Origin of the sequence: Jeotgalibacillus aurantiacus, assembly GCF_020595125.1 — a bacterium.
Lineage (GTDB): Bacteria > Bacillota > Bacilli > Bacillales > Jeotgalibacillaceae > Jeotgalibacillus > Jeotgalibacillus aurantiacus.
Genome location: NZ_JACNMS010000006.1, coordinates 46,838 through 65,391 on the forward strand (window position 1 = coordinate 46,838; position 18,554 = coordinate 65,391).

Annotated in this window: 21 protein-coding genes; 11 read left to right on the forward strand and 10 right to left on the reverse strand. The window is 43.4% G+C overall.

All coding sequences use genetic code 11. The features are described 5' to 3' along the window. The first annotated feature begins 113 nt into the window (after positions 1-113). A complete protein-coding gene (locus H7968_RS15640; protein ID WP_227397016.1) occupies positions 114-827 on the forward strand; it encodes a hypothetical protein in 714 nt (237 codons plus the stop codon). A 242-nt stretch (positions 828-1,069) separates the two neighbouring features. Continuing rightward, complete coding sequence (locus H7968_RS15645; RefSeq protein WP_227397017.1) at positions 1,070-1,729, forward strand: FusB/FusC family EF-G-binding protein; 660 nt, start codon at positions 1,070-1,072, stop codon at positions 1,727-1,729. A gap of 104 nt (positions 1,730-1,833) precedes the next feature. Here the strand turns inward: H7968_RS15645 and H7968_RS15650 are convergent, their stop codons facing one another. The 7 genes from H7968_RS15650 to H7968_RS15680 form a co-directional block, all read right to left on the reverse strand. Next, on the reverse strand, positions 1,834-3,048 hold the full coding sequence (locus tag H7968_RS15650; protein WP_227397018.1) for a CapA family protein: 1,215 nt from the start codon (positions 3,046-3,048) through the stop codon (positions 1,834-1,836). Between the two features lie 162 nt (positions 3,049-3,210). After that, positions 3,211-3,627, reverse strand: coding sequence for an NAD(+)--rifampin ADP-ribosyltransferase (gene arr, locus H7968_RS15655; protein ID WP_227397019.1), 417 nt, complete (start codon positions 3,625-3,627; stop codon positions 3,211-3,213). A gap of 234 nt (positions 3,628-3,861) precedes the next feature. Then, the gene (locus H7968_RS15660) at positions 3,862-4,263 is read right to left on the reverse strand and encodes a hypothetical protein (protein WP_227397020.1); all 402 of its coding nucleotides are present in this window, start codon (positions 4,261-4,263) and stop codon (positions 3,862-3,864) included. A gap of 201 nt (positions 4,264-4,464) precedes the next feature. After that, a complete protein-coding gene (locus H7968_RS15665) occupies positions 4,465-5,043 on the reverse strand; it encodes an SCO family protein (protein WP_227397021.1) in 579 nt (192 codons plus the stop codon). Next, complete coding sequence (locus H7968_RS15670; protein WP_227397022.1) at positions 5,043-6,050, reverse strand: ABC transporter substrate-binding protein; 1,008 nt, start codon at positions 6,048-6,050, stop codon at positions 5,043-5,045. The genes H7968_RS15665 and H7968_RS15670 overlap by 1 nt, the downstream gene beginning before the upstream one ends. A gap of 20 nt (positions 6,051-6,070) precedes the next feature. Then, positions 6,071-6,829, reverse strand: a complete 759-nt coding sequence (locus H7968_RS15675) for an ABC transporter permease (protein WP_227397023.1) — start codon at positions 6,827-6,829, stop codon at positions 6,071-6,073. Further along, positions 6,813-7,598 (reverse strand): ABC transporter ATP-binding protein, encoded by a 786-nt coding sequence (locus H7968_RS15680; protein WP_227397106.1) that lies wholly within the window; start codon positions 7,596-7,598, stop codon positions 6,813-6,815. Before H7968_RS15680 ends, H7968_RS15675 begins: the two co-directional genes overlap by 17 nt. Before the next feature lie 237 nt (positions 7,599-7,835). Between H7968_RS15680 and H7968_RS15685 the strand changes: the two genes are divergently transcribed. After that, entirely contained in the window at positions 7,836-8,744 is a 909-nt protein-coding gene (locus H7968_RS15685) for a PPK2 family polyphosphate kinase (RefSeq protein ID WP_227397024.1), read from the forward strand. A gap of 167 nt (positions 8,745-8,911) precedes the next feature. Continuing rightward, positions 8,912-9,898, forward strand: a complete 987-nt coding sequence (locus H7968_RS15690; protein ID WP_227397025.1) for an aldo/keto reductase — start codon at positions 8,912-8,914, stop codon at positions 9,896-9,898. A 64-nt stretch (positions 9,899-9,962) separates the two neighbouring features. Here H7968_RS15690 and H7968_RS15695 read toward each other — a convergent pair whose 3' ends face one another. Both H7968_RS15695 and H7968_RS15700 read right to left on the reverse strand, forming a co-directional pair. Next, entirely contained in the window at positions 9,963-10,448 is a 486-nt protein-coding gene (locus tag H7968_RS15695; protein ID WP_227397026.1) for a hypothetical protein, read from the reverse strand. 285 nt (positions 10,449-10,733) lie between these two features. Beyond that, complete coding sequence (locus tag H7968_RS15700; RefSeq protein WP_227397027.1) at positions 10,734-11,141, reverse strand: VOC family protein; 408 nt, start codon at positions 11,139-11,141, stop codon at positions 10,734-10,736. Positions 11,142-11,333: 192 nt separating this feature from the next. Between H7968_RS15700 and H7968_RS15705 the strand changes: the two genes are divergently transcribed. The 5 genes from H7968_RS15705 to H7968_RS15725 all read left to right on the forward strand — a co-directional run bounded on the left by H7968_RS15705 (position 11,334) and on the right by H7968_RS15725 (position 14,820). Further along, complete coding sequence (locus H7968_RS15705; protein ID WP_227397028.1) at positions 11,334-11,711, forward strand: hypothetical protein; 378 nt, start codon at positions 11,334-11,336, stop codon at positions 11,709-11,711. 31 nt (positions 11,712-11,742) lie between these two features. Continuing rightward, positions 11,743-12,102, forward strand: a complete 360-nt coding sequence (locus tag H7968_RS15710; RefSeq protein ID WP_227397029.1) for a hypothetical protein — start codon at positions 11,743-11,745, stop codon at positions 12,100-12,102. Positions 12,103-12,151: 49 nt separating this feature from the next. Beyond that, positions 12,152-12,694 carry a GNAT family N-acetyltransferase gene (locus H7968_RS15715; RefSeq protein ID WP_227397030.1) on the forward strand — a complete coding sequence of 181 codons (543 nt, stop codon included), beginning with the start codon at positions 12,152-12,154 and terminating at the stop codon, positions 12,692-12,694. Between the two features lie 102 nt (positions 12,695-12,796). Beyond that, entirely contained in the window at positions 12,797-14,293 is a 1,497-nt protein-coding gene (locus tag H7968_RS15720; protein ID WP_227397031.1) for a S41 family peptidase, read from the forward strand. Between the two features lie 92 nt (positions 14,294-14,385). Continuing rightward, positions 14,386-14,820, forward strand: coding sequence for an NUDIX hydrolase (locus tag H7968_RS15725; protein WP_227397032.1), 435 nt, complete (start codon positions 14,386-14,388; stop codon positions 14,818-14,820). 82 nt (positions 14,821-14,902) lie between these two features. On the opposite strand, the gene H7968_RS15730 is transcribed toward H7968_RS15725, so the two are convergent. Then, positions 14,903-15,595 carry an AIM24 family protein gene (locus H7968_RS15730; protein ID WP_227397033.1) on the reverse strand — a complete coding sequence of 231 codons (693 nt, stop codon included), beginning with the start codon at positions 15,593-15,595 and terminating at the stop codon, positions 14,903-14,905. Positions 15,596-16,055: 460 nt separating this feature from the next. Here H7968_RS15730 and H7968_RS15735 point away from each other — a divergent pair, with 460 nt between their 5' ends. Continuing rightward, positions 16,056-17,525: an Msr family ABC-F type ribosomal protection protein gene (locus tag H7968_RS15735; protein WP_227397034.1), complete on the forward strand. Its 1,470-nt coding sequence runs from the start codon at positions 16,056-16,058 to the stop codon at positions 17,523-17,525. A gap of 61 nt (positions 17,526-17,586) precedes the next feature. Continuing rightward, on the forward strand, positions 17,587-18,483 hold the full coding sequence (locus H7968_RS15740) for a macrolide 2'-phosphotransferase (RefSeq protein ID WP_227397035.1): 897 nt from the start codon (positions 17,587-17,589) through the stop codon (positions 18,481-18,483). Positions 18,484-18,554: the final 71 nt, after the last annotated feature.

Sequence of the window (18,554 nt, forward strand, 5' to 3'; positions counted from 1 at the left end):
ACCCCCTGAATTGTATAATCATTATAACAGTAATTAGTAAATCTGGAATCGTCCAAAGTCCAGCGTAGACTCGAGGGACAGACCCCAATTCTACGCATTCAAAGGAGGATGTAATGGAGAAATTAGCTGACATGAAAGAGTTTAGCTGGATAGAGGGTCAAAAAATTCCTCTGCCTGAAGTTTGGAATGGCTGTCGTTTTAACAATTTGATTCCACCTGTTTTTGAGGCTTACTGTAAAATCATCCATCCGATTCACCGGGAACTCAATGCGCCAAATGACACGATCACCTGGATGGAAGCAGGGTTTGATGATGGTTACCTGCAGCCGGGGGAACGGATCAGGCTTCGGGAGCTTGCGGTGAAATACGGATTAAAGGAAACAAAGGAACTGGGACTGCCATCGATTGCAAAGGAGCTTGGCGGGCAACCACGTTATTTAATGGGAGGAGACCCAGGTCTACTGGATTATAAGTCACTCAATCGTGTGATTAATGTAATCAAGCTTCATTCGGGAGAGATCGACTGCTACTTTTACTATCATGTATTAAAGACGTCGGATTACTACAGCAAGTTATATCGTGGTCGGATTGAAGAGGTAAAGCAGTTTCTCATGATGGATGAGGTTAAGTTTACCCCGAGTTATATCTGGCCTGAGGATCGCAGCTGGTGTTTTTACAGTGACGTTGATTTGGACTTCACCATAATCGGTGGCAGCCGTGCGTTTGTTGACAAACTGAAAGCTGATGACTGGCTGGAGTGCATGGAGACAGATGAGGATACGAGGGTGGATGATGATGGGGATCAGCAGGTAAAAGAGAATCTGTAAGAGATCTTCCTTTTTAGGTCTTGCGATAATTTACGATTGTGTATACGCTGTAGTTGGAGGTGATATCAGGTGATAGTTGTGATGAAAAATCATGCGTCAGCGTTGGTACCAGCTCATGCAAAGCCTGAATAAGGGGCGATACTTTGCGTGGGGTTAAGGTTGTTAATCGCCAATCAATGTATCTTTCTATTCAGGTTTTGCACTTATCTATCATGAATTAAAAGATAAGGAGCGAATAGAAAATGGATACAATTAAAAAAACTGAAAATATGTTTATTCGAAATGACCAATATAATTTTATTGCACGGCAAGTCTATTTCATTGTTCATACTCAACGCACTGTGAATCATCAGGATACCCGGGCTGGAGTAAAGCTTCATGCGATGGCGAAAGTAAAAGAGATGGTTCCTGATCTGACAGAAGAGCAGGAAAAGCTGTTGAACCGGATCGTTGACTTGAATGATGAGGCAGAGGCCAGGGCTTTTCTGAGTGAGTTGAAGCGTGATTATGTGATTCCGTTTCGACAAGTGACGAAGAAAACAGTCGAGAAACTGTTCCCAAAAGCGAAGAAGCTGCAGGTGCCTGATCTGGATGAGTTTGATTTCCAAAGGCATTCTTATTTAGGATGGTTCGATACTCGCGCCCATAAGCAGCATTTAATCGTTGAGTATCAGGGAAAGTTAAAGGGTATCTCAGGCCACTTTAACAATAGCAACAATAAAGGAATCTGCAGTATATGTAACCAGCTTGGAGAAGTCGCCTTGTTTGTGACAAAGGTGAAAAGCGGGAAAGAGACGTATGTGAGCAGAGGGAATTATATTTGCAAGGATAGTCAGTTATGCAATGAACATTTGACTGACCTGACTAAACTTGAGACTTTTCTCGACCACCTTTATCAATAATACTGAGATTTTTCAACTGTCTATCATCAAGAACTTCTAAAAGCAAAAAACCACTGTTCAATTAGCAGTGGTTTTTGTGTATTCTGAAACCGTCATGAGTCAGCTTATTTGTTCTCCATTTCACCCATTCTGATCTCAATATCACTCATTTTTTCAGAAAGTGTTTCGATCACATTCTTTTTATGGGTGTCCAGGTTGCACCATCTGAAATCATCATGGTCAAAATCGCTTAATGGAAGAACTTGATAGTCTGTATAGTCTTCTGAAAAGGAAGTGAATGTAGGGACAGCATAGACAGAATCAATTTCAACCTGTTCGTTTTCTTTAGTCAGATCAAATCCGATCATGGTGCCTGTTAGACGTTCGCAGTCAAGGTGGGGTACACGATCGTCAAAAGGACCGGAGATGAAATTCCCGAGTGAATAGGCAACAAGTGCACGCTGTTGATCAGGTCCTTCAATCCATTCGATAGGCTGAAGCACATGCGGATGATGACCGAGAATGATATCTGCTCCATTTTGGACAAGGCTGTGTGCGAGTTCTTCCTGTGCTTCTACAGGCTGCTGATACTCCTGGCCCCAGTGCATTCCCACGACAACGAGGTCGGCCATCTTATCAGCACGGGCTACATCATTTAAAAGCTGCTCTTCATTATCTGTAAATATATTGACTGAGTATGGATGTTCAACTGGAAGATTGGAGCTGTAAGTGCTCGAAACAAGGGCAATGGATATGCCTTCTTTTTCAATGATCGGGATCGTCTGACGTTCCTCAGAAGATAGATGGGCACCACTGAGTAGAACATCTGGATAGTGCTCTTCCCAAAAGGCGATATTCCGCTCGAGTCCGCTATATCCCATATCGAGCGTGTGGTTATTTGTCAGTTGAAGCATATTAAACCCGGTTTCATAATAATAATGGCCGAGCTCATACGGATTATTAAATACAAAATTCCCATCACCAAGGCCGTATTCAGAACCTGTGATCGGTGTTTCCTGATTAGCGTATGCGAAGTCTCCTGCCTCAATCAAATGCTTGACATTGGATAGAAGGGGATCAAAATGGAAAGAGCCATCCTTTTGCATGGCATCATATAAAATAGGGCGCTCGACCAGTAAATCGCCCACTGCAGTAAAATGAGCAGATTCAGTCGAACTTGTATTTTCTGCTGATCCCTCTACCTTATCAGCATGATCGACACTATCATTTTTATTGTTTTTCAGGCTGTCAGGGGCAGCAGCATTATAATAAATGGTTCCTGCGGCACAGGCACTTAGCAACAAAAACAGACTTAAAATAAACAGCATTCGACGATACAAAAAGCAAAACTCCCTGTTAATTAATAGAGTACTTTTATCATGATTCTATTATCTTAACATGAAAAAATAATGAAATGGTAGAAAGAATTGGTTTGTTTTTGGAAAAATAGTGACAGATGACCAGGGGATAAAAGATCGGAAAATAAACTGTCCCTTTTCTCCCTAATCCAGCATGACGTCTTTCCCTTCCTCTCGTAATTTCTTTAACGATGCGAGCATCTGATTAATTTGTTCATCAGAATGCCTTTCCCAGACGCCTAATTCTGCGATGATTTTTAAAGGGGATTGTGATCTGTAGGAACGTGTTGGATTCCCCGGAAACCTTTTATCAGTGAGATTTGGGTCATTTTCGAAATTCCCTGCAGGCTCGACGATATAAATCCGTTCCTGCAAATCGCCTTTTGCGAGTTCTGCTCCCCATTTCGCTGCTTCAAGCGTCGCAGTGAAGTAAATATGATTGGATTTTTTGTTCTGATAATTGGATAAATGATGTGGCTCGAGCAAATCACCAATTTTTAATTTTGCCTTCGTACCATGGAAGAATGGACCCTGATCCAGTACCGCTTTTTTATCCTGCATACATTAACACTCCTCTGAGAATTTGGAATTGTATGAACAGTATAGGGGAGTAATGTAGAAAAGAGTAGTCTATTATTTATGCAGGATAGAGATTATAATAGAAGTAGAAGGAAGTACTTTTATACATAAGTTATCCAAAAAAGCGCTGATCTGAGAGATTGGCGCTTTTTGTGATTGATCTAGTAGAGAAGGAGTCTGTCCCAGAAGACCTCAGGGACAGACTCCTTCTCTACACTAACCGCAATGCTTCTGCCCGAGCCTCGTCGCCCAGCCTTCACACCAGAAATCATCGTACGGTTTCAGTTTGTGTCCTTTGCTCAGCTGATATTTTCTGTAATGATAACGGACTGCTGATGGGATGTTGACGGCGAATGGCATGATGGGTCCGAGGAACAGGTTTTGAAAGCTGTGGCCGTATTCGTGTGATTTAAGTCGGTGAGGTGCATTTTTTTGAACGAAGAAAAAGCCGCCAAAGTTCACGCCGCCCCATTTTTCCCCGAATTCGAAATAAACAGCATGATGAAACCGCTTTGGTTTTATGCCCCGGCAGATTAATACGGCTGCGATCAGGAGCCCTACTAAATTAATCAGTAATCCCCAAGATAATTGAATGAGCCAGTACAGGTAGATGTTCATGCAAGCTCCTTTTCATTCAGAGAATTTTTGTCCTGAAAACGAATTTGAACTTATTGTCATTGTATCTGGAATAGCTGAATGCTGGCAATGAAGTCTACATTCAATATATAAAATATTGATGGTTAATTAATCGTTTTAAAAGCTTCAACCTGCATAAAAAAGCCCGGACAAAGTTTCCTTAACTCTGTCCGGGCAAACATCTTAATATCCCTGCACCAGCTCCACAGCCTCCACAATTTCCTCGTAAGGCACATCCATAGACATCTCATATTTTTCAAGAATCCGGTCGCCGATCATCAGGTAAAGGGAGGTGCTGTGTACAAATTGATCAGAGCCTTCGAGCTTTGCAGCAGGTGCGATAAAACCCCGGTTAGCAAACAGTTCGATATCTTCCTGCTCATAGCCTGTGACAAAATCCCAGTTGGAAAAGTCGGCATCCTGCTGCGAGCCGTATTCCTTCAGTACGTCGGGCGTGTCGTGTTCCGGGTCGATTGAAAAGGAGACGAATTGGTAGTCGAGATCGTTTTCATCCAGCTGTGACTGCAGCTCTGCCATGTTATAGGTCATTGGCATACACACTGTGTCGCAGTTCGTGAAGATAAAGGCTGCGAGCCAGATTTCGCCTTCCATATCATTGGTGTGAAAGTCTTCTCCATCCTGATTCACTCCCTGCAGGTCGCTTACTTCTCCGTTTAAAGAAAAGTGTTCATCCAGGTCAACCCTGGATGAACACCCTTGGAGAATAAGCACGGCAAGGCATGCTGTCATCCATTTTTTCATTACTCCTGTGCACTTCCAAGCAGTGTTTCCTGAGATACTACAAGCTCATCAAATTCAGGTTTTTCCTTCAGGAATTGCAGGTCGTGAGAGGAATCAGCGAATGCCTGAATGACATCTGCATTAACTTCCGTTGTATACGTCACACGCTCCCATGCGCTGGCAATGATGGATTCATCCATACGCTGGTTCGTGATTTCTTCAATGGAGTCAATGGCGATCGTCTGGGCTTCCTCAGGATTTTCGTTGATAAACTGAATACTCTTTTCATGAGCTTCAACTATTTGCTTAACAAGTTCGTTTTCCTCTTCGAGCAGCTTTCCGCTGGTCACAAGCACCGTATTCGGTAATGTTGTCCCGTAGGCAATTTCATCCGTATCAACAATGACTTTCGCGCCATTTGCGACAAGCGTGGATGCCCATGGTTCAGGAACAGCTGCCAGGTCAACCTTGCCTGATTCAAACATGGCCTGATACTGTGCAGGATTTCCTGTTACGTGCTTCAGCGTTCCGCCAATACGGGCTGATGTGATGCCTTGCTCCTTCAGGAATGTTTCCATTTGAACGTCATGTGTACAGCCGATTCCAGGCGTGATAAATGTATGATTGCCAAGATCCTCGATGCTTTCGATTCCGCTTTGTTCACTTGCCACAACGACCGTACCGCCGGAGGATGCACCTGCAAGAATTTTAACATCGGCCCCATTTGCGTAATTGTTCATCACTGGACCAGGACCTACAAAACCTGCGTCAATATCGCCTGTTTTAAGTGCAGTCATAAAAGCACCGCCGTCTGGGAATGTTTTGTAAGTCACTTTCTTATCTTCACCAATAGACTCCTCGAAATACTGCTTTTCTTTTGCGACCATGGCTGGTACGTGGTCAATATTGGGGAAGTAGCCGATCACAACTTCATCCTTGCTTCCGCCTGACGAGCTGTCTGAGCCGCATGCTGCCAGAACCAGCGCAGTAAATGATGCTAAAAATAGTAAACTGAATCGTTTTTTCATATGCGTTCGCCTCCAAAAAGTTAGTCTGTTGCCAGTCCCCATTTTTTAAGGACTTTCTTTTCAACCCGCTGGAAAAACATCAGGTCGACCAAAATACCGATCAGCATAATGATGAGCATGATCGCAATCACGCGGCTCATATCCCCAAAATCTGATGCGAATCTTAATGAATAGCCGAGTCCGGGACCGGTGCTGAGTAATTCACCCGCCATGAGTGCGCGCCAGGCAAAAGCCCAGGCAAGACGGATCCCTGTCACAGCATATGGAACGGACGCGGGGATCGTGACTTTTGCGAAAAGCCGGAAACCTTTGTAATTCATCGTCCGTGCTGCTTTTATATAAAGCGGTGGGACATTGATGATGCCGGTGCGGACATTGATCGTCATCACAATCGTTGCGCCAAGTACGACAATAAAAATAACGGCCATTTCATTTAAACCGAACCACATGATCGCAAGTGGAAGCCATACGATACTTGGAACTGACTGCAGCGCGAGGATGAGGGAACCGAGCGTTTCATCGGCCGTTTTTGATTTCGCTAAAAGAACGCCGAGTAACAGTCCAAGAACAAGTGCAATCGCAAGGCCAATGAACAGCCGCTGGAAACTCGCTAAAAGATCATATAATAATGTGCGATTACTAAAGCCTTCATAAAGTGAAGCAAAAACATCAGTTGGTGCAGGGAGGAGTGAAGGGGAAACCTGGAAGACGTAAACGGCTCCCTGCCATATTGCGAAAAGTAACACATAAAAAATAATTCGTTTAACGGCTGGCTGCATGATTCTGCTCCTTTTCCGTTACCTTATCAATTTCAGATTTCAATAACGCCTGAATTTTTTCTTCATATGGAATGAGTTCTTCTTTTGACTGGGAACGTGGTCTTGGAAAGTCCAGTTCAATGACATCCAGTATCGTGCCGGGCTGTGTTCCCATAACAACGATCCGGTCTGAAAGCTTCAACGCCTCAGCAATACTGTGGGTCACAAAAAGAATGGTTTTCTTCGTTTCAAGGAAGATGTTTTCCACAATCTCGTGAAGTCGTGAGCGCGTCTGTTCATCCAGTGCCCCGAACGGTTCATCCATCAGAAGCAGTGCCGGGTCCATCGCAAGGGCTCTCGCGATGGCCACACGCTGCTGCATCCCTCCTGAAATTTCATGTGGTGAATGCTTCGTGTAGGCACTCAACTGCACCATTTTTAAATACTGGAGTGCTTTTTGCTGCGCCTCCTTTTTGGACATATCCGGCAGGAGGGGGAACATCACATTTTCCTCCACCGTCAGCCAAGGAAACAACGCAGCCTGCTGAAACACCATGCCCCGTTCCTTGCCGGGACCTTTAATCGCTTTGCCATTCAGCTCAATGGATCCTTCTGTAGCCGATGCCAAACCAGCCACAATCGATAAAAGCGTAGACTTACCACAGCCGGAAGGACCAAGAATTGAAACAAATTCTCCCTCTTTTACATCCAGCTGAATATTTGAAAGCACAAGCTCCGAGTGTCCATTGTTCGTAAAAGACTTATTTACATTTTTTATTGATAAAAACAATACATCACCCACTAACCTCTTTAATCCTATGTATTTAATCGGAATTATATGAAAAGTATAGCGAATGAAAATGGAAAGTCAACACCTATTTTTCAATTCACTGACGCGTTGACTAAATAAAGTGAAAAAAGGAAAGGTGAGTAAAGGTAGTGAGGATTTTTAATATCTTATGGCAGGATTTTAAAATGTGTGATAGACCCAAGACCACACTCGTTTGATTTGTCATGATCTTGGGTAGTGAGGAAGATAATTAGTCATTATGATGAAGGTGTGGGATGGACGATGGATGTGAAGAAGTATTTGGTGGAGAGCGATAAAAAAATTAAGCTGCAGGATTATGCGACGCATGAGGAACACGGGATTGAAGAGTCGGAGCTGCTGGATGAGCTGATTCCACAGAGTATTGATAAATTAAAGGAATTACACTGGAAGCTTCATGCAGAAGAGAAAAAGGGGATTGTGGTTGTGCTGCAGGCGATGGATGCCGCCGGGAAAGACGAAGCGATCAGCTATATTTTCTCAAATCTGACTGCACAGGGACTGAAAACAGCTTCTTTTCAAAAGCCATCCGAGACAGAGCTGAATCACGATTATTTATGGCGAATCCGGGACGGGCTTCCGGCGAGGGGACAGATCGGAATTCTGAACCGTTCTCATTATGAGGAAGTCATTGCGCCAAGGGTTCATCCGGACAGGCTAAAAGAAGGCAGCGTGCCTGAGGATATGGATTTAAAAGACGTATGGCCAATGCGCTATCGTCAGATTAATGAATTTGAAAAACACTTGCAGGAAAATGGTTTTTACGTCGTAAAGTTTTTCTTTTACATGTCAAAGGAAGAACAGAAGGACAGACTGCTCGAGCGCCTGAAAAATCCGAAGAAAAACTGGGAGTTTTCATTTAACGATATCAAAGAACGAAAGCATTGGGATGAATATCATGAGGCTTTCGAAGACATGTTAAGTCATACATCAACCGAACAGGCCCCATGGTACATCCTGCCGGCAGACGATGAATGGTACTCGCGTTATATCATCACTGAAGTCATGATCGACTGCCTTAAAAAGATTGATCCGCAATTTCCGGAGCTCTCTGACGAAGATGAAGAGAAGCTGGATAAAGCGATTAAAGAATTAGAGAACGAATAAGCGTAGACTCCGGTCTGCGTTTTTTGTGCAGCGTAGAATTGGGGTCAGACCCTTCTACTACTTTAGACATCAGGGACAGACCCCCAACACTGCGTATTCGTTTAGTGGCAGGGTGGTCCGGGTAGACACGAACCATATTGAAAATCCAATGAATGAGGTGTTTAGTGATGAAGAATCATTTGGATATTAAGCACAAATTAGGTCTCGGAACTGCTCCGCTCGGCAATATGTTCCGGGAGGTGCCGGAGAAGGAAGCGATGGAGACGATTCAGACGGCTTGGGATGAGGGGATCCGTTATTTTGATACTGCTCCTCTTTACGGAGCGGGTCTGGCAGAGTTGAGATTGGGTGAGATTTTATCATCTTATAAGCGTGACGAGTATCTTCTGAGTTCAAAGGTTGGCCGGATCGTGCTGGATGAAGAGGAGGAGAAGGAAGGCCTGTTTGAGTATGGACGTAAAAATAAAATTCAAACAGACTATACAGAGGATGGGACGTTACGCTCGATTGAGGACAGTCTGAAGCGTTTGAAAACAGACCGCCTTGATATGGTGTTTGTGCATGATATTTCACCGGATTTTCTTGGAGATGAATGGGTGACGAAGTTTGATGAGGCTCGGAAAGGTGCCTTTAAAGTGCTGGATCGCCTGCGAGATGAAGGCGTGATTTCTGCCTGGGGACTTGGTGTCAATACAACGATCTCGATTGAAGTGGCACTTGAGCTGGAGGAAGCACATCCAGATCTGAGTTTATCTGCGACACAATATACGCTGCTTCAGCATGAACGAGCACTGGAACGTATGATGCCATTGACGCAGCAAAAAGGTGCCGGACTTGTCATCGGCTCGGCTTTTAATTCAGGAGCTTTACTTGGTGGTGACTATTTTGATTATCAGAAGATCACGCCTGAGATCAAAGAAAAAGTCAATCAATTTAACGAAGTGGCATTGCGTCACAATGTGAGCCTGAAAGATGCAGCCCTTCAGTTTTCCTCAGCGCATCCAGCTGTCAAGGCCATCGTCACAGGCTCAACCAGACCGGACCGCATCAAAGAAGATCTGGCAGCCATGAACGCCAACATTCCAGAAGCGTTTTGGAATGAACTCGTAGAAAAAGAGCTGATTTCAAAGCGTGCACCATTGCCAAAGCGATAAAAAGAAAAAGCCTCGGAATCATTTTCGAGGCTTTTTCTGTATGTAGAGTTTGGGGTCTGCTTTCTTAACTGTCTTCATTGCTGCCAAACATTTTGCTTGCCAATTGTTCGTCATTTTCTCCTGCTATTGCGATAATATAAGGTTTGTCTGTTGGGAAGGAACTTAGTTTTATAAGTAATTCATTAGCAACATTAGTTATTTCAACCAGACGGTCTTCCGGGATTAGAGTAGGCTCGTATGAAATTTTAAAAATGAATGTTGTTAATTCAGGATGATAGTTAACGGTCATTCCCTCATATTCGTCGTAGACACTCTTTAGGGCCTCATCAATTTCGTAGGTGGGTACAAACCAGAAATTCTCTGAAGCAGACATAATAGACGAACTTCTATTTTCAAGAAAATTCGTTTGATTAAGCGAAATATATAAAATGCTGACTACAAAAATAACCGCAACGACCTCGATCGTATGCTTTTTCATTTCTTTTTTATGTTCAATTGTTTTTCTGTATTTTTGCTGAATGTTTCTTGATTTCGGATGCATTTTCACCACAGGCTGCTAACACCTCCATGTTTGATCAATCCTCGTCATATTCGCGCGTATAAATGCGTCATTCCGCTTCTAAATTTTGACCATCAGTTGAAAAGACAATGGATTCGCAGAATGATTCATCCTAATTTTATCACAAGTCCTATCTATTGGAATTTAATTTATTGTAGTAGGAAAACATTATTCTGGACAGGTTATGGTGACGTCGTGAAAATATGATGGCATAAGTGTTCCAGCTGTTTGAGAAATGAGGGAAGTTAATCAAATATTTCTCAAGTGAGTCTTCTGTTATTTAAGCCCCTCCGTATTCATCAAAACAATCCTCCACTTATCCGGATCTTCTATCGTGACACCTTTTTCCTTCCAATAAGGGTTCTCCGGTTCGACCTGAGGATAGCCCATTTTCAATAGCCGACTCGCTGTCTCCTCCAGCTGTTTGGCATCAGGAATATAAAACACAAGCAATTGATCGCGTCCCGGATCCGGACATGGGCTGCCTGACTCGTGACTCGTAAACTCCAGATGCACTGCTGTACCCGGCAAACCATACATCACCCCATCATACCCATCGTGTCCCTGAAATGCGGCCACCTTCTTTAAGCCGAGTCCATTTTCATAGAAATGAATGATATCTTCCATTTTATCAGTCGGTCTTGCCATTCTGATCTGTACGGCATCAAAGTATGTAAACCTCATCAAAAACCCTCCTTTTGTTTCAGTGTAAAATAAGCAGGCTTGCGCATGACGGTCCGAAAGACTGAATTTAATCTCAGTAATAGGATGTAGACTTCAGGCACAGACCCCAAGTCTACAGTCTATGTCTTAGAGGATTTTGGAAATGTTTTGTAGAATGATAGTGAAAATAGATGGTAAATGGAGGGATCAAGGATGAAGTATTTGTTGAGCGTTGTGCTGGCATCTGGTTTTCTACTCTTGGGTTGCAATGAACAATCTTCAATATTGAGTATTAGCGAGATTGATACTGTGCCGAATGAAGTAAAGGAAGCGATTGACTTGGAGTATAATCTTCAGTTGATCGAAGAGGATGATCAGACCTATTACTTGTTTTTCCGGTCTTCAGGTGAAGTCAGCACTTCTTTAGAAACGATAGAGGATACGTTAATGATCAAACTTGATGAAGACAATGCGAATAATGAAAATCTTATGGGTAAAGTATACAAGCTCACTGTTGATCCTGAACACGAAGTGATTGAGGCAGTTATTAATGGAGAAACGGTCCCCTTTGATAATGTGACTGGCATTTAAGCGAAATCGTGAAAAGAGGTGTGCTATGCAGTTGAAAAAAAAGCTTCAACTTATAGCGATCGTTTTCCTGCTGGCCGGATGTTCAGAGGCTTTTCAATCATCATCCCCGCAGGTTTCCATTGAATGGATAAATCTTGTTCAGTGGAATGGTACTAAATATTATTATGATGACGAATTAACCAGTGATTTTGATGAAGACTCACTGGATCAGGTGATTGGCGAGGTAACCTTCACACTTGTTGGGAGTGAAGAAGAAACAAACGGCAACTATTCTTTCAAAAATGGAGATGCCACCTTTGCTTCAACAGGAAGTGAAATTTATTCAGTAAAAGGGCAACCGGTTGAAGAGATGATCGCTGTTCAAGGAAAAGTTTATGTAAGACGAGAGTAGTGTAGAGTCGGGGTGTGACACTAGCTCTAAAGTAGAAAGGATGAATATCATGAGTTTTCCTGAATTAGAAACGGATAGATTAAAGTTGACGATGATGCGTGAGGATTTTATTGATCCTTATTTTGAGATTATGTCTAACGATGAAGTAACAAAATTTTACGGGATGGATTCTTTGAAGCATAAAGATGATGCAAAAAAGATCATTTCATCTATGAAAAATACATATGAAAGCAAGCGTGGCATGAGATGGGGCATGGTCTTAAAAGAGACAGGTGATTTTGTCGGCACGCTTGGGCTTAACAACCTGAATATTCCAGGGAAGCGGGCAGAGATCGGATATGAGCTGGCTCCTGATTATTGGGGACAGGGAATTACGAGTGAAGCTGTGGAAGAGGTGCTGAGGTATTCGTTTCATGAGCTCGGGTTGTTCAGAATCGGTGCAGTCACCTATTCTCAAAATGAACCGTCCATGAAATTGTTGAAAAGGTTCGGTTTTGAGAAGGAAGGGATTTTGCGGGGCTATCTCTATCAAAATAGTAAGTCGCATGATGCGGTGGTGTTTTCGCTTTTAGAGCCGGATTTTCAAGGGTAGCGTAGACTTCAGGGACAGACCACAAGTCTGCACTCGTTCAATAAACCCGAAACCTTTCTAATCTTTTCCACGTACATAAGTCATAGAGAGGTAGGGGATTGGATGAGAAAGGTGATGGGGTTTGGTTTGGCGGTGGTATTACTGCTGGCGGCTTGTGAGGAGGCTGATCGTGCTGTTCAGGAGAATGAACAGTCTGGTGAGCTTGTGATCAGTCGTGAGGTTGAGGATCCGCCGAGTGTTGCGGCTTATTTGCCAAAGTTTGATGAGACGGAAATACCTGAGCTGGAGCCTGAGGTGCTTATGACGTTGACTGAGGAGAAGGAGCTTGCTGAGGCGTTAACGCAGGATGAGATGTTTGCTGACTTTGAAATATTTATCAGAACGATGAGATACGGTTATGGACCATATGAATTTTATGGTGGAGACGAAGCTTTTAAGGCTGCAGCAGAGGAGATGAATCAGTGGATCAACTCGTCTGAAGGACCGGTAAGCGGGGAGGAGTATGCCCGTAAGCTGAGAAATGCGTTTTCATTTATCAAGGATCAGCATTTTTTCATACAGGGTGTGCACGCTTTTACGAAGGAAATGGTTCCTTATGGAGTAGAGTCCTGGCAGTTCACGAAAGAAAATGATGATTATTTCTTCAATGATGAAAAGATTGTGTTGATCAATGGAGAACATCTTGAATCGTTTATCGAGCCTTCATTTAGTGAAGATGGAGAACTGATTTATCAGGCGATTACCATGGCTGACAGCAGTGGGGGAGAGTGGACGCTGGAAACAGAGTCTGATACTTACAAGTCAACGCCAGTGCAGTTCTTCACCAACCCTGAGAGCTTAGAGCCGTTTGAAATCAGCGAAACGGAAGAAGGAATTCCTGTGATTCGGTTTGGAACAATAATGGTGAATGAGAAGGATGAGTTTACGTATGATGATATGTTTGAAGCGGGAGAGCTGATAAAAGAATCACCTGAAGCGATTTTGGATCTGAGAAATAACAACGGTGGAAATGGAAACTTTGTGATGAAATTCATTCACGATCTAACTGGTTCCCCACCTTCAAATCATGAATCTATGATTATTGATACAAATACCCAACATGTACTTTTATCGAATGTCCGAGATCTTTATGAAGAGGCCGGATTTAACATTGAGATGTTTTATGATCATATGCCATCAGTTCTTTATGGTTGGCATACTACTGATGTAATACCAGTGGAACCGGATTCAAAAGTGGAGACTTTTGGAACTTCCTGGGCTGGAACAGGAGTGGAGATTGATAAAGAACCATCACTTGACACGAAGCTTTATATTTTGGTGAACAAAAATACGGTTTCAGCAGCCGAGTGGATGACTGAGGCACTCATGGAATATGAAAACGTCGTCCTGATTGGAACGCCAACGGCAGGTGCCTTCACCAGTGATGCAGGAGCACCATTCTACCTGCCGAATTCAGGTGTCCTGATCAATATGCCATCTACTTATTCGATCAGTCCGTATTCCTATCAGAGAGAAGCAATCGGCATCGAACCTGATGTCTGGATCCATGGAACCGGCGCGCTTGAGCGAACAATTAAGTGGGCTGAGCGGGAAGGGTAGAACAAGGGTCTGTCCCTGAGGTATGGGGACAGACCCTAAAACTAAGCTTTGAAGTTTTTAGCATTAAACATATAACAGGAGTCGACATTGATATGATTACCTTTGGAGAAAAGGAAAGTGGAATAGATTATGTTTTGAGACCTGCAGTATATGGTCTGATCTTTAATAACAAGAGAGAAAAAATCGCGGTCATCCGAAAAAGTGATAGTAAGCATTTTCTTCCTGGTGGCGGAATAGAAAACCGCGAAACGCATGAGGAGTGTTTAAAAAGAGAAGCCCTTGAGGAGCTGGGATTTCAAGTTGAAATAAGTACCTTCATTGGCAGTGCCAGAAGGTATTTTTATTCTGTGAATGAAGACATTCATTACTTGAATGAAGGTCACTTTTATTTTTGCTGCAAGGTCAAAGAAGCCGACAAACCAACAGAAGATGATTATGAATTAGTTTGGTTGGAGCCTGATCATGCTGTAGAATGTCTTATTCATGACCATCAAAAGTGGGCAGTAAAAGAAGCTTTAAGAAGGTAGAATTCAGGGATAGAATTTCCAAGTCTGCACGATCAAAGTTAAAACGCCACACTCCTCATCAGTGCGGCGTTTTCTCATTCAATCAGCTTTGCTGAGTCTGATAAATTTCTTCAAATGGCTGAACGACAACAAATCCGTTGCCGGAGAATTTCATTTGGACAGATTCTCCGCTGCCACGGCCGAATAAACTTTTCAGCTGGACGTCTGTGACGAACTCAGGCTCGAGGTTTCCGGACCATGCGACGGTTGCGTTTGGATCCGTAAATACGGGTCTGTCGGGAGTCACAAGTAATGTCAGTGGCTCATAATGAGAGGTGAAAGCAACAAGGCCCTGACCTTCAAGTCGAACATTAAACAGTCCGCCAGCCATCATTCCAGCCACTTTACGCATCAGCTTAATATCCCACTCCAGCCCGTCCTGAAAGGCAAGCAGATCATTGCCGTTAATAAAAACGCTCTCGCCTTCAAGATCCAGCACTGTAATCTTTTTACCCTGGTCTGCAACATAAAGACGACCCTGACCATTGGCCTTCATCAGCTGGGCACCTTCTCCGCTGAGCGCCTTCTTAACAAACCGTCCAAGACCGTGCTCCATCATACCCTCACGCTCGAACTTGATGTTGCCTTCATAAGAAATCATCGAACCAGCCTTCGCCCAGACCTTGCCATTCAAATTAACCTCTAAAATCCTATCAGTCTCAAGCTCAAAAAAGTCCCGTGAACTCTCCTCCTGCTTTGTTTCCTGCACAAATTCTTTAATGGAGTATTTAGACATGTTAAAATTCCTCCTTTGATTGGATAGTAGTTATACGGATATAGAAGGAGAAAGTTCCATCAGTGTAGAGTTGGGGACAGACCCTCAGACTCCAACTCTACACTCAGATGACAAAGCTCTAAAAATGGGGTATAGTAATAGTTAACTTTAGTGATAGGAGGGTTATTAATGATGTATTCAGGTAGGCTACGACAGGATTCTTTGAACAATCAGTAATTTCATATGTTCAAAGGCTCTGTTTTCATAAGCAGAGTAAACGGGAGTAGTCTGCACATTTTTAATAATCTTCAACGGATCAGTTTTTACGTGGAGAAGGGCAGCTGTTGTCTGCCTTTCTTTTTGCGTTTAAAGGGAGGCGATTATTTGTCGTACGCCCGTTTACTCTACCCCCGCAAACAGGCTTGTTGCGGGGTTTTTTATGATTACATTCCTTTTAAATTCATCAAAAGGAAGTGTTATCATGGAACGTCTTGTTCTCGAATTAAATGATATTGAAGTCTCGTATTCAGATAAAACGGTTTTGAATGTGGATCAGTTGCGTATTCATCAGTTTGACCGGATTGGTATTGTCGGGACTAACGGCAGTGGTAAAAGTACGCTGTTAAAAGTGATCAATGGAGAGATCATGCCGGAAAAAGGAACGATTAATAGACAGATTGAATTCGGCTATTTCAAACAAAAGGAAGCTCCTTCTCAAAATCATCAGCCGGATTATAAACTGCTCGGGCAGCTTAATGTTCCAGATCGTTCGACCCATCAGATGAGCGGGGGTGAGCAGACGAGGCTGAAGCTTGCACAGCTGTTCACGGATTATTATGAAGGATTGCTGATTGATGAACCAACCACTCATTTAGATGCGGCGGGGGTTGATTTTCTTGTTGAAGAGCTGACTTATTATTACGGTGCGCTCGTGCTCGTCAGTCACGATCGCTATGTACTGGATCGGCTCGTGACAAAAATCTGGGAGGTTCAGAATGGTCGTGTTAAGGAGTACACGGGGAATTATTCTGACTATCAGATGACAAAAAAGCTTGAGCAATCCCGGCAGCAGGAGCAGCATGAACGGTATTTGAAAGAAAAGCAAAGATTGCTTGCAGCTGCTGAGGAGAAGATGAAGAAAGCCAGTAAGATCAATCAGGCAAACGAGTCGATGTCTAAACGGCAGGCCCGTGCAAAAGCGAATCGGATGTTCATGACCAAGCAAAAAGATACGAGTCAAAAATCTGTTGAAAAGGCAGCGAAAGCATTGGAGAAAAGAGTGGAGCAGCTTGAACAGGTTAAAGCGGTTCAGGAGGAAAAGGCGGTTCATTTTCCGCAGTCAGAAACCATCCAGCTTCACAACCGATTCCCTATTATGGCAGACAGGGTAACACTGAAAGCAGGTGATAAACTGCTGCTGGATGAAACGAGCTTTCAATTTCCTTTAGGTAAAACGATCGCCATAAATGGAACAAATGGTTGCGGGAAATCAACACTGCTTCACTATATTTTAAAGCGAGGAAATGGATTGACGGTTTCGCCAAAAGCTGTGTTTGGTGTGTACCAGCAGCTTGGTTATCAGCTGGACGGGAATAAAACCGTGCTTGAACTGATGAAAAGGAACAGTGCGTATGATGAAGCGAAAATACGTGCTGTCTTACACGAAATGAAGTTCACAGGAAATGACCTCATCAAAAAAGTCGGTGAACTGAGTGGCGGTGAATCCATCAGACTCAAGCTTTGTGAACTGTTTCTTGGTTCCTACAACATCTTGATTCTGGACGAACCAACCAACTTCCTGGATCTCAGCAGCATTCAGGCACTCGAAGCCTTCCTGAAATATTACGAAGGCACCGTCCTGCTCGTCAGCCACGACCGCGAATTCATCAAGAAGACAGCGGATGTGGTCTATGAAATAAAGGAAAAGAAGTTAGTGCAGACAAAAGGGTAGAGTTTAGGGACAGACCCCAAACTCTACAAACTCTAAGGTAATAACAAGAGGAGGAGCAAACATGAATCCAATTGAAGTGATAAATTCAGCGAAAAAAGAAGGACTGGTTATTTCTGAAGAAGGTCTTAAAATCAATGAGTCGGGTGTGGATTTCAGGGTAGCTTCGGGAGTTGATCAGTCAGGTGAAAAGTGGATTTTGAGAATGCCGCGGCGAAAGGAGTCGATGAGGCATGCAGGGAAGGAAAAGTTGGGATTGGATACTTTATCAGGATTAGTGAGTTTTCAGGTTCCTAAGTGGTCAATTTTTACAGATCATCTGATTGCATATAAACAGCTTGATGGTGTGCCGGCCGCAACAATTGATATGGAAAAGCAGGCTTATGTATGGGAACTCGATGAGCAGAATCCACCGGAGATTTTTTACGAGTCTCTTGGAAGAGTCATGGCGGACTTACATTCAGCGGATGTACGCATGTTTAAGCAAACCGGGGTGCCAATCATTCAAGCGCAGGATCTGAGAAGTTCCATGAAGATCAGAATGGATAAGATAAATGAACAGTTCGAAATCCATCCTTCTTTATGGGAACGCTGGCAAGCATGGCTGTCGAATGAAAAACTTTGGCCAAGCCATACTGGCTTAAGACACGGCGATCTGCATCCCGGTCATATTTTAATAAATGCGCAGCATGCCGTAACCGGTTTAATTGACTGGACAGAAATGGCTGTTGATGATGTTTCAATCGACTTCACAGCACACTATCAGATTTTTGGCGAAAAGGGATTGGACAAACTCATTAACGCCTATGACAATGCAGGAGGCATCACCTGGTCAAAGATGAAGGAGCACATCAAAGAACTTCTCGCAGCCAGCCCGCTGACCGTAGCAGAATACGCAATTGTTTCTGGAATTCCTGAAATGAAAGAAATGGCTGAACAAATGCTTAGTCAGGGTGAATAGAACTGTAGTAAAAGGGACAGAACCAAACTCTACCGTAGAGTTTGGGCTCTGTCCCTTATCTCCACCTTTAA